The organism is Rhizobium sp. 18065 (genome assembly GCF_902706095.1).
Classification (GTDB): Bacteria; Pseudomonadota; Alphaproteobacteria; order Rhizobiales; family Rhizobiaceae; genus Allorhizobium.
Map to the genome: position 1 here is coordinate 1094314 of NZ_CACSJP010000001.1, position 13505 is coordinate 1107818.

The window sequence follows — 13505 nt, forward strand, 5'->3', positions numbered from 1 at the left end:
GGTTGTAGCTGCCGGTTGCGGCCGAGCATGTTGCCGGTCGCCAGAACCGGTCGATTTATGTGTATATCGCGCTAAGCAATTGCGACGGCTGATATTTTCGGGCATTCTTGGATACGCATTATGCGTTCCGGGTATTCGACCTCGCAAAGGCGAATGCAATGTCAGGCTGCGGATTGAGCCGGGTGCGATGCCTATGAGTTTTGGGACAAGAAGGCGGCGCCAGCGCCGCGAGAAAGTGACCCTGTCCGATGTGGCGCAGGCCGCAGGGGTCAGCGCCATCACCGTGTCGCGCGCCTTGCGCGATCCCGACAAGGTCTCGCCGGCGCTGCGCGACATGATCCTGAAGACCGTCGAGGAGATGGGGTATGTGCCCGATCTTGCGGCCCGGGCACTCGCCAGCAAGAACAGCGGCATCATCGGGGTCATGTCGCCCTCGCTGACCAATTATGCCTTCATCGCCGTCATGCGCGGCATCGAGGACCGGGTCCGGGCGACCGATCTGCGCATCCAGTATGCCAATCCCGATTACGACAAGCAGGATGAGGTCCATCAACTGCGGCTGTTCCTGACCCAGAACCCGGCCGGGATCATCTATGCGGGACTGTCGGAAAACGACGAGCTGAACAGCATGCTGCGCGCAGCGCCCTGTCCAGTCGTCGAGATCATGGATGTCAGCGGCGATCCGCTGGAAATGGCGATCGGCATCGACCACCGTGCCGCAGCTGAAGTCGCCACCCGCCATCTGGTGCACAACGGATATCGTCGCATCGCGCTCCTGGGCGGCCGCTGGGACGTCCGGTCGCGGCGGCGGCTGGAGGGCTATCGCGCCGTGCTGGAAGAGGCCGGGATTTATGATGCCGCGCTCACCCTGTCGGTCGATGGTCATACCAGCGTCGCCCTCGGCGCGCATCTGCTCGAGCGCCTGATGAACGAACATGCTGATGTCGATGCCGCGCTGTGCCACAATGATGACCTGGCGCTCGGCGTCCTGTTCGAATGCCAGCGACGCGGCATCGCCGTTCCCGACACCTTCGGCCTCTGTGGCTTCAACGATCTCGATTATGCCGGCGTTGCCTGTCCGTCGATTACCTCGGTGCGCATCCCGCGCTACGAGATCGGCTACCGCGCCGTCGACATGCTGCTGAGAGCCACGGGCGAGGGCGCTCCACCACCGAGCCTGGTCGATCTCGGTTTCAACCTGATCGAGCGCCAGTCGACGTCGCGTCGCCTACCGGGCGCTTGACCCGTCGTCCCGGTTTGGCCGGCCTATACGGCCAGATATGACAAAAGCCGCAAACCTGACCCTTTCGGGGGCATGTTTGCGGCTTTTGTCATTGTCGAAATGGTTCAGGCCGAACGTGTCGGCCTGTTTGCCTTGTTATCCGTCGATATCGTCGAACAGGTCGCGCGCTTCTGCGGTCGTCAGCCGGCGGGTTTCCACTTCATCGCGGCGATTGGACAGAAGCTCGGTCGCCAGAAGCTGTTCGGCCAGATCAGCCGGCAGCGACAGGATCACCCGGCCTTCATGGGCATGCAGCCCGCCGAGTTCGGTGCGCTTGGCGGTGATCATGCCGCCGGCGACCGTATTGTTGCTGTCCGGATCGATCAGGATGAATGCGCCGGTCGCGCGGTTCTGATCATACGGGTCGAAGATCGCGGCTTCGTCGAACGACAGGTGAACCTTGCCGATGGCGTTCATCTGCAGCATTTCGGATGAGATCCATTTGCCGCTCTTCAGGTCGAGCTGCGACACCGGTTCGACCTGCACGCGCTGGCGGCGCGATCCGGCCTTCAGCCAGTAGCGCTTGCCGGGCACGATGCCGTCCGGCTGCAGCGCCACCATCTGCGCGTCAAACGCAAGGCCGGTCTGCGGCTGGGCGTCGAGCGAGACGATCATGTCGCCGCGCGCCACGTCCACCTGGCGGTCGAGCACCAGCGTGATCGCATCGCCGGAAACGGCCGCGTTGCGCACCAGGTCGAAAGTGACGATCTGCTTGACATTGGCGAGCTGTCCAGACGGCAGGATCGCCACGCTGTCGCCCGGCTTCACGGCACCGCCGGCAACTGTGCCCTGATAGCCACGGAAACTTTCGCCCGGCCGCGAGACGCGCTGCACCGGCAGGCGGAAGCCGGTCGACTGTCCCGAGCGCAGCGTTGCCAGCTCCAGCGTCTCGACCAGCGTCGGGCCTTCATACCACGGCATCACGGCGTCAGCGGCATAGACGACATTCTCGCCCTTCAGCGCCGACATCGGGATCGCGGTTACCTGGCGCACGCCGAGCGACAGGGCCAAGGCCTTGAAATCGTGGTTGATCTGCTCGAACACAGCCTTGTCGTAACCGACGAGGTCGAACTTGTTGACGGCCAGCACGAACTGCTTGATGCCCATCAGCGAGGCGATGGTCGCGTGGCGGCGGGTCTGCTCGAGCAGGCCGGTGCGGGCATCGACCAGCAGCACGGCAAGATCGGCGGTCGAGGCGCCGGTTGCCATGTTGCGTGTGTACTGCTCATGGCCGGGGGTGTCGGCGACGATGAACGAGCGGCGGTCGGTGGCGAAGTAGCGATAGGCGACATCGATGGTGATGCCCTGTTCGCGCTCGGCCTGCAGGCCATCCAGCAAAAGCGCGAAATCGGGCAGGCCGAGGTCGTTCTGCTTGCCACTGTCGCGGTTAAGCGCTGCGGCCTGGTCTTCCTTGACCGCCTTGGTGTCCCACAAAAGGCGACCGATCAGCGTCGACTTGCCGTCATCGACAGAGCCGCAGGTGATCAGGCGCAGCGGACGCGTATCGCGGCTGATGACGGCCGGTTCTGCCTGCGGTGCTGCGGCGGCGAGGGCTGTATTGGCTTGAGCGGTCATCTCAGAAATATCCTTCGCGTTTCTTCTTTTCCATCGACCCGGCCTGGTCGCGGTCGATGGCCCGGCCCTGACGCTCGGACACGGTGGCAATCTCGAGCTCGGCGATCACTTCGTCGAGCGTGGTGGCTTCGGACTTGATCGCCCCGGTCAGCGGCCAGCAGCCCAGTGTGCGGAAGCGGATCATGCCTTCCTGCACATCTTCGTCCGGCAACGGTTCGAAGCGCGGATCCTCGGCCCAGAGCAGCATGCCGTCGCGTTCGACGAACTTGCGGTTCTTGGCGTAGTAAAGCGGCGGCAGCGGGATATTCTCCGCCTGGATGTAGCGCCAGATATCGACTTCGGTCCAGTTCGACAGCGGGAAGGCGCGCACGCTTTCGCCACGGCGCACCATGCCGTTATATATGTTCCACAGTTCCGGGCGCTGGTTGCGCGGATCCCATTTGTGGTCCGGCGTGCGGAACGAATAGATCCGTTCCTTGGCGCGGCTTGCTTCCTCGTCACGCCGCGCGCCGCCGAAGGCCGCATCATATTTGCCGGCATCGAGCGCCTGGCGCAGCGATTCCGTCTTCATGATGTCGGTATGGTAGGACGAGCCGTGGGTAAACGGCGAGATGTTCTCGGCGGCACCGCGCGGGTTGATATGCACGAGAAGATCGAGGTCGAACTTTTCCGCCATCTCGTCGCGAAACGCGATCATTTCCGGAAACTTCCAGCCGGTATCGACATGCAGCAGCGGGAAAGGCACGCGGCCGGGGAAGAAGGCCTTGCGTGCCAGATGCAGCAGCACGGACGAATCCTTGCCGATCGAATAGAGCATCACCGGCCGCTCGAATTCGGCTGCCACTTCGCGGAAGATATGGATCGCTTCGTTTTCCAGCGCCTTCAGATGCGGATCAAGCGGCGGCTTGCTCGCGGCATCCTTGGAATGTGGATCGAATTCGGATGTGTGGGTATGCATCTGTCTATCTGCCTTGATGGCCATCAGCGATGGCATTTCGTGGACCCCCCTCTGCCCTGCCGGGCATCTCCCCCACAAGGAGGGAGATCACGTCCCGCCACCGTCCCGACCTTGAGACTTGGTGCGGCAGCGTCAGTCTGGCACTTCGATCTCTCCCCTTGTGGGGGAGATGTCGCGAAGCGACAGAGGGGGGTAAATTCTGGCTATGCTAGGCCGGTGTCGGAACCAGAGACGTCGCAGTCTCCGGCACATGCAGGCCGCATTCGCGCTTTTCGTCGTTTTCCCACCACCAGCGGCCGGCCCGTTCCGGTTCACCCGGCTTGATGGCGCGGGTGCAGGGCTCGCAGCCGATCGACGGATAGCCGCGGGCATGCAGCGGGTTGGTCGGAACGCTTTCCGTCTCGACATAGGCGTTGATCGCCTCGATCGACCAGTCGGCCAGCGGGTTGATCTTGATCAGGTCGCGCTCGGCATCATACTCGGCGAACGGCGTGGTGGCGCGATTGCCGGACTGTCCGCGGCGCAAGCCCGTCACCCAGAAGCGGGCGCCGACAAGCGCCTCGGCCAGGGGAACCAGCTTGCGCACATGACAGCAGGCATGGCGCGCTTCGACACTCTCGTAGAAGCCGTTCAGGCCGAATTTCGCCGCATAGGCGTCGACATCGTCCTGCTTCGGGGTAAAACGCTGGATGGCGATGCCGAAACGTTCTTCGGTCTCGGCGATCAGGTCCACGGTCTCCTTGAACAACCGCCCGGTTTCCAGCGTCGACACATCGATCGGCAACCGCGCCAGACCGATCGCAGCCGTGATCACCTGATCCTCGATGCCGAGGCTGGTGGTGAACACGGCGCGGCCGTGATGGGCGGCGACAATGCGAAGACGTTCGGTGAGATCGGCATTTTCCAGCGTCGTGTTGAGAATGCTGGCAAGTTCGGCATTGCTTGGAAGGTTCATCTGATTGTTCCTGCTACAGGCGCGCATTATCCCGTAAACGGGTGGGCACGAACAGGAATTGCCTTTCAAGCACATGCGCAGAAAGAGCAAATATCTCTCCCCAGCGATGCAAACACGGGATTTCGTCCCGCTCGACCAGCGCGGCCGTTCTGGACAGCGCCACGGCTTTGAGGCTCCGGGCCTGCTTTGTTGTTGCAACAAGGCCAGGATTGGACCGAGAAACACCGGAGGTGCGGAAATGGACATTTGAACCGATGGCGGATTTCGGCTATTGCGACATCGTGCGGACGCGGGTCCGCATGAGCCGGTGTTTTGTGATGATTTCCCAACGAGCCAAATATGCGCTGCGGGCGCTGAGTGTCCTGGCACGCGCGCCGAAAGGCGAGCCGGTGCAGATTCCAGACATCGCCGAACAGCAGCGCATACCGAAGAAATTTCTCGAGCAGATTCTGCTGGAACTGAAGCGCGCCGGCATTGTCGAAAGCAAGCGCGGCAAGCAGGGCGGCTATCTTCTGCTGCGGGCTGCCACGGACATTACCTATGGCGAGGTCCTGCGTCTGGTCGATGGTCCCGTCGCGCCCTTGCCCTGCCTGTCGCTCTCCGCCTATCGCCGCTGCGAGGATTGTGCCGGCGAGCAGGATTGCGAAGTCCGCCACGTCTTTTCCCGTGTTGCCGACGAGACGCGCGCCGTGCTGTTTTCCACCAGCCTCGCCGATGCGGTCTCCACGCGTCATCCGGAACTGGCCTGAGCCCGGCGCCCGCTTCGACCGCCTCCCCAGATCTGGTGTGACGCTCTTTCGAAGGCTTTTCCGCCTCGATGCCGTTTTGCGGCACGCCGCTTTGGCGGATTTTTCCACCTCCCTTACCCGCTCTCGGCGCACGCCTGTTCTGCCCCGACCCCTCGAGCGGGGTACGGTTTTGTTATTTTCCGGGCCGCGTTGACTAACTCTACTCGTCCAGTAGTCTTAACTTCATCGACAAATCGAGATGAGGAGGAAGACGCAATGCAAAGCATCCTGAAACAGGTGGGCGCTCTCGTGATTGGCCTGGGCTTGACGGCGGGCTCGGTCGCACCGGCTTTTGCTGATGCCCAGTTGCTCAATGTCTCCTACGATCCGACACGGGAATTCTACAAGGAATACAACGAGGCCTTCGCCAGGCATTGGCAGGAGACGGCCGGCGAGGCGGTGACGATCCGCCAGTCGCATGGCGGTTCCGGCAAACAGGCCCGCGCCGTGATCGACGGCCTCGACGCCGACGTGGTGACGCTTGCCCTGCAAGGTGACATCGATGCCATCGTCGAAAAAACCGGCAAGATCGCCAAGGACTGGCGCGGCCGGTTCGAAAACAACTCCGCGCCCTATACCTCGACCATTGTCTTCCTGGTGCGCAAGGGCAACCCCAAGGGCATCAAGGACTGGGGTGATCTGGTCAAGGGCGACGTGCAGATCGTCACGCCGAACCCGAAGACCTCCGGCGGCGCCCGCTGGAACTATCTCGCCGCCTGGGCCTGGGCACACAAGGAATTCGGCGGCGACGAGACAAAGATCCGCGACTACATCACCGAGATCTTCCGCCGCGCACCCGTGCTCGACACCGGCGCCCGCGGATCACTGACCACCTTTGCCCAGCGCGAGATCGGTGACGTCCTGCTGTCGTGGGAAAACGAGGCGCATCTTGCCGGACAGGAATTCGGCGCTGATGCCTTCGAGATCGTCACACCGTCGCAGTCGATCCTGGCCGAACCGCCGGTCGCCGTCGTCGATGGCAATGTCGATGCCAGGGGCACGCGCAAGCAGGCCGAGGCCTATCTCGCCTATCTCTACTCCGAAGAAGGCCAGCGCCTCGCCGCCAAGCATTTCTACCGCCCGTCCAAACCCGAGCTTGTGCCGGCAGATGCTTTGGCAGCCCTTCCGAAGATCGATCTCGTGACGATCGATGATCCGATCTTCGGCGGATGGGCCAAGGCGCAGCCGACCCATTTCGGCGATGGCGGCATCTTCGACCAGATCTACAAGCCGGCACGCTGAACAAGACGTCCTCCCAGGGACACGAGCCCCGACCTCGTTTGCGAGGCCGGGGCTTGTATGCGGCCCGAGTTGAGGCATCATCGATACAGGATATGGAATGACAGGACGGCTCATGAAGAACTGGCGCCAGCCAAGCATCCTGCCGGGATTTGGCCTGACGCTTGGCTATACGATAACCTATCTCACCCTGATCATCCTGATCCCGCTCGCCGCACTCGTTGTGCGAACGGCCTCGCTTGGTTGGGCCGATTTTTTCGCCGTCGTGATGGACGAGCGCACCCAGTTGGCACTGCGTACCTCCTTCGGCGCAGCGCTGATTGCCGCCGCCGTCAATGTCGTCTTCGGCGTCGTCGTCGCCTGGGTTCTGGTGCGCTACGATTTCCCCGGCCGCCGCCTGCTCGATGCGATTGTCGATCTGCCGTTTGCCCTGCCGACCGCCGTTGCCGGTATCGCGTTGGCGGCGCTTTACGCGAAGAACGGCTGGATCGGCAGCCTGCTCGATCCGCTCGGCATCAAGGTCGCCTTCACCCCGCTCGGCATTGTCTTCGCGCTGATTTTCATCGGACTGCCCTTCGTCGTGCGCACCGTGCAGCCGGTGATGGAGGAACTCGACCGCGAGGTCGAGGAGGCGGCAGCCACGCTTGGCGCCAGCCGTTTCCAGACCATCCGCCGCGTCGTGCTGCCCAGTTTGACGCCGGCCATCCTCACCGGTTTTGCGCTCGCCTTCGCCCGTGCCGTCGGCGAATATGGCTCGGTCATCTTCATCGCAGGCAATATTCCCTATGTGTCGGAAATCGCGCCGCTCCTGATCGTCATCCGGCTGGAGGAGTTCAACTACGCCGGCGCGACCGCCATCGCCTCGATCATGCTGATCATCTCGTTTGCCATGCTGCTGTTCATCAACCTTCTGCAGATGTGGAGCCGCCGGAGATATGCCAATGTCCGCTGACACGCGCGCAACCGTCCGCTTTCGCAATGCTGCGACCGAAACGCCGCTCGCCCGCCTCATACTGATCGCCGTCGCCGTCGGCTTCCTGGCGCTGATCCTGCTGATGCCGCTGCTGCTGGTCTTCATCGAGGCCTTCCGCGAGGGCATTCCGGCCTTCTTCGAGGCGCTTGCCGATCCCGACGCGCTGGCCGCCATCCGCCTGACGCTGTTGGTCGCCGCCATCGCCGTTCCGCTCAATCTGGTTTTCGGCGTCTCGGCCGCCTGGGCGATCGCCAAGTTCGAATTCAAGGGCAAGACCTTTCTCACCACCCTGATTGACCTGCCGTTCTCGATCTCGCCGGTCATTTCCGGCCTGGTCTATGTCCTGCTTTTCGGCGCCAACAGCTGGCTCGGCCCGATTCTCAAGGGCTGGGGCATCGAGATCCTGTTTGCCGTGCCCGGCATCGTGCTCGCCACGGTGTTCGTCACCTTTCCCTTTGTCGCCCGCGAACTGATCCCGCTGATGCAGGAACAGGGCACCGGCGACGAGGAGGCGGCCCTGTCGCTCGGCGCCAATGGCTGGCAGACCTTCTGGTATGTCACCCTGCCCAATATCAAATGGGGCCTGCTCTACGGCGTGTTGCTCTGCAACGCCCGCGCCATGGGTGAGTTCGGCGCCGTGTCCGTCGTCTCCGGCCATATCCGCGGCCTGACCGAAACCATGCCGCTGCATGTCGAGGTCCTCTACAACGAATACAATTTCGTCGCGGCCTTCGCGGTCTCGACGCTGCTCGCTCTCCTTGCCCTGGTCACGCTCGCGCTGAAGACGATCCTCGAGATCCGTTACGGCGAAGAGCTGTCGGCAAGCCGCAAACATTGAAAGGTCAGTCCCGATGGATGTCACGATCAACAATATCCGCAAGGATTTCGGCCAGTTTCCGGCACTGCACGATGTCTCGCTCTCGGTCGGCACCGGCGAACTGATCGCGCTGCTCGGGCCCTCCGGCTCAGGCAAGACCACGCTGTTGCGCCTGATCGCCGGCCTTGATCAGCCGACCGAAGGCCGGATCTTCTTCGGCGGCGAGGATGCTTCGCAGAAAAGCGTGCAGGAGCGCCATGTCGGCTTCGTCTTCCAGCACTATGCCCTGTTTCGCCACATGACCGTGGCCGACAACATTGCCTTCGGTCTCAAGGTGCGCCCCAGGGCCACCCGCCCGCCGGCGCATGAGATCAAAAAGCGCGTCGCCGACCTGCTCGAAATGGTCCAGCTCACAGGCCTTGAAAAGCGCTATCCGGCCCAGCTCTCCGGTGGCCAGCGCCAGCGCGTGGCACTTGCGCGTGCCATGGCGATCGAACCCTCCGTCCTGCTGCTCGATGAGCCTTTCGGTGCGCTCGATGCCAAGGTCCGCAAGGACCTGCGCCGCTGGCTGCGCGAATTCCATGACCGCACCGGCCACACCACCTTCTTCGTCACCCACGACCAGGACGAGGCGCTTGAACTTGCCGACCGCGTCGTCGTCATGAGCCAGGGCAAGGTCGAGCAGATCGGCACAGCCGACGATGTCTATGATCGCCCGAACTCGCCCTTCGTCTTCTCCTTCATCGGCGAGAGCTCGCATGTGCCGGTCACGCTGAAATCCGGCGAGATCCTCTTCCAGGGACAGTCCATCGGCATTGCCGAACAGGGTGGCGACTGCGACGGCATGCTGTTCTTCCGTCCGCAGGATGTGGCCCTGACCGATCATGCCAATGCGCTGTCGGGCAAGGTCACCGCCAGCCGCCGTCTGGCCGGTACCCGCATTGCCGAAATCGACATCTCCGGCAGCGGCGAGGCGCATCACATCGAGATTGAAGTGCCGCTTGAGGCCAATGTCGTCATTGGCGGCGAACTCAGTTTTCGACCAACAAGCTGGAAGGTCTTTCGCGATGCGGTATGAGTATCATGCGATGAAATACTGACGATCGTCAGTTCCTTTTCAGCCAATACACGCGATGGTATAGTTCCCCCGTTCAAAAGGGGGAACACGCACATGCCTATGCTTTCCATCTGGTTTTTCCGGACCGCAATCCTGTTTCTGATCGCCGGGATCTGTCTTGGTCTCTATATGTCGATCACCCATCAATTCGAGGCGACAGGTGCTCATGCGCACATTAATCTCCTCGGATGGGTGACCATGGCGATCTTCGGGATCTATTACGCGCTCAATCCCGCCCAGGCGGCAAGCCGGATCGCCCGGCTGCAGTATTTCGTCTACACGCTCGGCATCCTGGTCATGGGGCCGTCGCTGTTTCTGATGTTGAGTGGAAATCCTGCCATGGAGCCGCTGGTGGCGATCTCGTCGCTGGTCACCTTCGCCGGCGTGCTGCTCTTCGCCTTCATCCTGTTTACCCGCAAGGCCTGACGCCGCGACAGGTTCGTGTCCGCTCGCAATTCGGCCGGCGCCCTGTCTCAGGCGCCGGCTGGGTTGCTTCACACCAGGAAGATAGAGATGATCGGAAAGGCCGTCAGCAGACCGATGCGCAGCAGGTCTGCGGTGACAAAGGGCGTGATGCCCTTGTAGGTCTCGCGCATCGGCACATCTCTCGACATCGCCGATATGATGAACAGGTTGAGCCCGACGGGCGGCGTTATCATGCCGATTTCGGCCACCATCAGCACCAGGATGCCGAACCAGATGGCGAAATGCTCCGGGCTGAGGCCGAAATCCATTGCAGTCACGATCGGGAAGAAGATCGGGATGGTCAGGATGATCATCGACAGCGAATCCATGATGCAGCCGAAGACGACGTAGAGGGCGAGAATGATGATCAGCACGGTCATCGGTGCATAGCCCTGCGCCGTCACCCATTCCGCGCCGAGCTGCGGCAGGCGCGAGAAGGCGAGGAACGAGTTGAACACCGAGGCACCGAGCACGATGAAGAAGATCATGCCGGTCGAGACTGCCGTCTCCTTGAAGCAGTCGAACAATGCCCCCTTGTTCAGCCCGCCCGCCTGCCAGGCTACCAGTCCGGCGCCGGCTGCCCCAATGGCGGCTGCCTGTGTCGGGGTGAACCAGCCGAGATAGATGCCGCCGACGACGAGGAAGAAGATCGCAACGACCGGCCAGACCGCGATCAGCGCCGGCACCCGTTCGGCCCAGGGAATGCGCTTCGCCTGGCCGGCACTTTCCGGCTTGAGGCGCACGTAGATGGCGATCACCAGCAGGTAGGATGCAGCCGCGATCAGGCCCGGGACGAAGGCCGCGAGAAACAGCTTGGCAATGTTCTGCTCGGCGAGGATCGCATAGATGACCAGCACGACCGAGGGCGGGATCAGGATGCCGAGCGTGCCGCCGGCAGCCAGCGTCGCTGTTGCCAGCCCGCCGTCATAGCCGTTGCGCTTCAGTTCCGGCAGGGCGACCTGCGCCATCGTGGCAGCCGTCGCCAGCGATGAGCCGCAGATCGAGCCGAAGCCGGCACAGGCGCCGACGGCGGCCATGGCAACGCCGCCCTTGCGATGGCCGAGAAAGGCGGCGGCGGCGTTGAACAGCGCCTGGCTCATCCCGCCACGCGCGGCAAACTGGCCCATCAGCAAGAAAAGCGGGATGATCGACAGCGAATAATTGGCATTGGTCGACCACGGCAGCGCCTTCAGCTGCGACAGGATCGGCGTCCATTTGCCGAGCACCAGATAGGTGCCGATCACGCCGGTGCCGAGCATGGCGGCGGCAATCGGGACGCGCAGGAAAATCAGAAGAATGAGGACGGGAAAGGACCAGAGCCCGATTTCAACACTGCTCATCAATGGGCTCCAAGCGATGCGACGATGGTCCGGCCGCTTTTGATCTCGCGGATATCGGACAGGATGATGTAGAGGCAGACAATCAGGTTGGCGATCATCAGGGCAAGCGCGACGGCATAGCCCCACCAGACGGGCAGGAGCAGCAGCGCCGTCGTCTCGCCGTTTTCGAATTTGTCGAATGTCCCGATCGCATGACGCCAGGTCAAAAGGCCGATCAGGACGGCGATGATGATGTCGCCGATCAGTTGGGTCCAGTTCATCGCCTTCGAGCCGAAGGCGGAGATCAGGATGTCGACGCCGACATGGCCACGCTTCAGCTGGCAGAACGGCATGAAGGCAAAGACAGCAAGGCCGCACAGCGCCTCGACCAGTTCGATTTCGCCGGGCAGCGGCTTGAAGATCAGGCCGCCAAAGATCGACAGGCCGGTCAGGATGCAGGCCGCAACAAGACAGAACCCGCCGAAGGCGACAAGAAAGCCGGCAAGCCTCTCGCAGGCCTGCTTCAGGCGTTCAAAGCTGTTTTGGGAGAAGGTGGCCATTCAGGCGTCCTCGTCATGATGTGAAACTCCGGGCGCCGTGCAGACGACGCCCGGAGTTGTGATGCTGGGATTATTTGCTGTATTGCTCGATCAGGGCAACGGCATCCTTGTGCAGTGTCGTCCCGTCCAGGCCCTTGCCGTCCATGTCGGCGATCCACGCCTTGGTCACGGCTTCGCCGGCGGCTTTCCAGCGGGCGGTTTCGGTCTCGTCGAGCGTGAACGTCGTATTGCCGGCCTTGTCGGCAATATCCTTGCCGCGCACGTCGCCTTCGTCCATCGCCACGCCGAACTGCCGCGCCAGTTCCTTGCCGGAATTGGCGTCGATGACTTTTTTCAGGTCGTCGGGCAGGGCATCATAGCTGTCCTTGTTCATCGCAAACAGGAAAGTGCCGGTATAGAGGCCGTTCTTGCCCGAAAACGCCGTATGATTCGGAGCCAGCTCGGCGATCTTGATCGCCGGCGTCACTTCCCACGGAACGACCGTTCCGTCGATCACGCTCTTCGACAGGCTTTCCGGCACCGCCGTCACCGGCATGCCGACAGGGGCGGCCCCCATGGCTTCCAGCATCTGGTTGACCACCTTGGACGTGCCGCGCAACTTCAGGCCGTTCATGTCCTCCAGCGCCTTGACCGGCTTGGCCTCGATTGTGTGGATCAGTCCCGGGCCATGGGTGTGCACGGCGAGCACGTGATAGTCCTTCAGCTCATCAGTGAGGTGTTTTTCATAGTAGTCGTAAAACGCCTGCGATGTCGCCTCGCCGGTGGTCATCACGAAGGGCAGTTCGAAGGCTTCCGACTTAGGGAAGCGACCCGGCGTGTAGCCGAAAAGCGTCCAGCTGATATCGACGACACCGTCCTTGACCTGGTCGACCAGATCGGCCGGCTTACCACCCAGCTGCATGGCCGGATAAAGCTCGACCTCGATGCGCCCGCCGGAATCCGCCTTGATCTTTTCGGCCCAGGGCGCGAGCACCTTGGCAGGGATTGTCGCCTGTGGCGGCAGGAACTGATGCAGTTTCAGCGTCACCTCGGCCGAAAAGGCAGAGGTTGACATTGCCGCCAATGCGGCTCCGGACAATCCGGCAAAAAGGAATTTACGCAACATGATCTCCTCCAGACGTGCGCGTGACATATATCGGGGAGGTCTGTTGCTCAGTCATGCCGCAACGCCGGATGAAAGGACAGGTGCGATCCCTGTCATTCGCCTCCGGAGAGACGATCCTCCGTGATCGCAGCTCCTCCCCCAATATGGTTATGTTTGCAGAAGTGCCGGACGCCCGCAAATAATAATCTCGGCACAATCCATAACGGTACGGATATGTTTGAGGCGGATTATGCTCAGATGACAGGCGCCTTAATTGCGGTCATTCGGTCGTGCGGCGTGTGTGCGGCGTATGTGCGACTTGGCGAATGGCAAGCCGCACAGTATAGCTGCCGCCGGCCCGACCATGATGGTT

General features: G+C 62.1%; 13 protein-coding genes. 7 read left to right on the forward strand and 6 right to left on the reverse strand.

Features of this window, described 5'->3' with window-relative positions:
• The first annotated feature begins 193 nt into the window (after positions 1-193).
• A complete protein-coding gene (locus GVK95_RS05245) occupies positions 194-1243 on the forward strand; it encodes a LacI family DNA-binding transcriptional regulator (RefSeq protein WP_159947204.1) in 1050 nt (349 codons plus the stop codon).
• 135 nt (positions 1244-1378) lie between these two features.
• Here GVK95_RS05245 and cysN read toward each other — a convergent pair whose 3' ends face one another.
• The 3 genes from cysN to GVK95_RS05260 form a co-directional block, all read right to left on the reverse strand.
• On the reverse strand, positions 1379-2857 hold the full coding sequence (gene cysN / locus GVK95_RS05250; RefSeq protein WP_159947206.1) for a sulfate adenylyltransferase subunit CysN: 1479 nt from the start codon (positions 2855-2857) through the stop codon (positions 1379-1381).
• A 1-nt stretch (position 2858) separates the two neighbouring features.
• Positions 2859-3815 (reverse strand): sulfate adenylyltransferase subunit CysD, encoded by a 957-nt coding sequence (gene cysD / locus GVK95_RS05255; protein ID WP_159947208.1) that lies wholly within the window; start codon positions 3813-3815, stop codon positions 2859-2861.
• Between the two features lie 208 nt (positions 3816-4023).
• A complete protein-coding gene (locus GVK95_RS05260; protein ID WP_159947210.1) occupies positions 4024-4770 on the reverse strand; it encodes a phosphoadenylyl-sulfate reductase in 747 nt (248 codons plus the stop codon).
• A gap of 317 nt (positions 4771-5087) precedes the next feature.
• Here GVK95_RS05260 and GVK95_RS05265 point away from each other — a divergent pair, with 317 nt between their 5' ends.
• From GVK95_RS05265 to GVK95_RS05290, 6 genes are all read left to right on the forward strand, one after another.
• Positions 5088-5519, forward strand: coding sequence for an Rrf2 family transcriptional regulator (locus GVK95_RS05265; protein ID WP_159947212.1), 432 nt, complete (start codon positions 5088-5090; stop codon positions 5517-5519).
• A gap of 255 nt (positions 5520-5774) precedes the next feature.
• Positions 5775-6800: a sulfate ABC transporter substrate-binding protein gene (locus GVK95_RS05270; protein WP_159947214.1), complete on the forward strand. Its 1026-nt coding sequence runs from the start codon at positions 5775-5777 to the stop codon at positions 6798-6800.
• 97 nt (positions 6801-6897) lie between these two features.
• Positions 6898-7749 (forward strand): sulfate ABC transporter permease subunit CysT, encoded by an 852-nt coding sequence (gene cysT / locus GVK95_RS05275; protein WP_159947216.1) that lies wholly within the window; start codon positions 6898-6900, stop codon positions 7747-7749.
• Complete coding sequence (gene cysW, locus GVK95_RS05280) at positions 7733-8608, forward strand: sulfate ABC transporter permease subunit CysW (RefSeq protein WP_159947218.1); 876 nt, start codon at positions 7733-7735, stop codon at positions 8606-8608. The genes cysT and cysW overlap by 17 nt, the downstream gene beginning before the upstream one ends.
• A 13-nt stretch (positions 8609-8621) precedes the next feature.
• Positions 8622-9665, forward strand: coding sequence for a sulfate/molybdate ABC transporter ATP-binding protein (locus GVK95_RS05285; protein ID WP_159947220.1), 1044 nt, complete (start codon positions 8622-8624; stop codon positions 9663-9665).
• A 93-nt stretch (positions 9666-9758) separates the two neighbouring features.
• Entirely contained in the window at positions 9759-10130 is a 372-nt protein-coding gene (locus GVK95_RS05290; protein WP_159947222.1) for a hypothetical protein, read from the forward strand.
• 68 nt (positions 10131-10198) lie between these two features.
• Here GVK95_RS05290 and GVK95_RS05295 read toward each other — a convergent pair whose 3' ends face one another.
• From GVK95_RS05295 to GVK95_RS05305, 3 genes are all read right to left on the reverse strand, one after another.
• Complete coding sequence (locus GVK95_RS05295; protein ID WP_159947224.1) at positions 10199-11509, reverse strand: TRAP transporter large permease; 1311 nt, start codon at positions 11507-11509, stop codon at positions 10199-10201.
• The gene (locus GVK95_RS05300; RefSeq protein WP_159947226.1) at positions 11509-12048 is read right to left on the reverse strand and encodes a TRAP transporter small permease; all 540 of its coding nucleotides are present in this window, start codon (positions 12046-12048) and stop codon (positions 11509-11511) included. The genes GVK95_RS05295 and GVK95_RS05300 overlap by 1 nt, the downstream gene beginning before the upstream one ends.
• Before the next feature lie 70 nt (positions 12049-12118).
• Positions 12119-13153, reverse strand: coding sequence for a TRAP transporter substrate-binding protein (locus GVK95_RS05305; protein ID WP_159947228.1), 1035 nt, complete (start codon positions 13151-13153; stop codon positions 12119-12121).
• Between the last annotated feature and the right edge of the window lie 352 nt (positions 13154-13505).

What these genes read in the sequence shown, in the direction of transcription:
- GVK95_RS05245 (WP_159947204.1), top strand. Translation starts at nt 194, where the DNA reads ATGAGTTTTGGGACAAGAAGGCGGCGCCAGCGCCGCGAGAAAGTGACC.
- cysN (WP_159947206.1), bottom strand. Translation starts at nt 2,857, where the DNA reads ATGACCGCTCAAGCCAATACAGCCCTCGCCGCCGCAGCACCGCAGGCA.
- cysD (WP_159947208.1), bottom strand. Translation starts at nt 3,815, where the DNA reads ATGCATACCCACACATCCGAATTCGATCCACATTCCAAGGATGCCGCG.
- GVK95_RS05260 (WP_159947210.1), bottom strand. Translation starts at nt 4,770, where the DNA reads ATGAACCTTCCAAGCAATGCCGAACTTGCCAGCATTCTCAACACGACG.
- GVK95_RS05265 (WP_159947212.1), top strand. Translation starts at nt 5,088, where the DNA reads ATGATTTCCCAACGAGCCAAATATGCGCTGCGGGCGCTGAGTGTCCTG.
- GVK95_RS05270 (WP_159947214.1), top strand. Translation starts at nt 5,775, where the DNA reads ATGCAAAGCATCCTGAAACAGGTGGGCGCTCTCGTGATTGGCCTGGGC.
- cysT (WP_159947216.1), top strand. Translation starts at nt 6,898, where the DNA reads ATGACAGGACGGCTCATGAAGAACTGGCGCCAGCCAAGCATCCTGCCG.
- cysW (WP_159947218.1), top strand. Translation starts at nt 7,733, where the DNA reads ATGCCAATGTCCGCTGACACGCGCGCAACCGTCCGCTTTCGCAATGCT.
- GVK95_RS05285 (WP_159947220.1), top strand. Translation starts at nt 8,622, where the DNA reads ATGGATGTCACGATCAACAATATCCGCAAGGATTTCGGCCAGTTTCCG.
- GVK95_RS05290 (WP_159947222.1), top strand. Translation starts at nt 9,759, where the DNA reads ATGCCTATGCTTTCCATCTGGTTTTTCCGGACCGCAATCCTGTTTCTG.
- GVK95_RS05295 (WP_159947224.1), bottom strand. Translation starts at nt 11,509, where the DNA reads ATGAGCAGTGTTGAAATCGGGCTCTGGTCCTTTCCCGTCCTCATTCTT.
- GVK95_RS05300 (WP_159947226.1), bottom strand. Translation starts at nt 12,048, where the DNA reads ATGGCCACCTTCTCCCAAAACAGCTTTGAACGCCTGAAGCAGGCCTGC.
- GVK95_RS05305 (WP_159947228.1), bottom strand. Translation starts at nt 13,153, where the DNA reads ATGTTGCGTAAATTCCTTTTTGCCGGATTGTCCGGAGCCGCATTGGCG.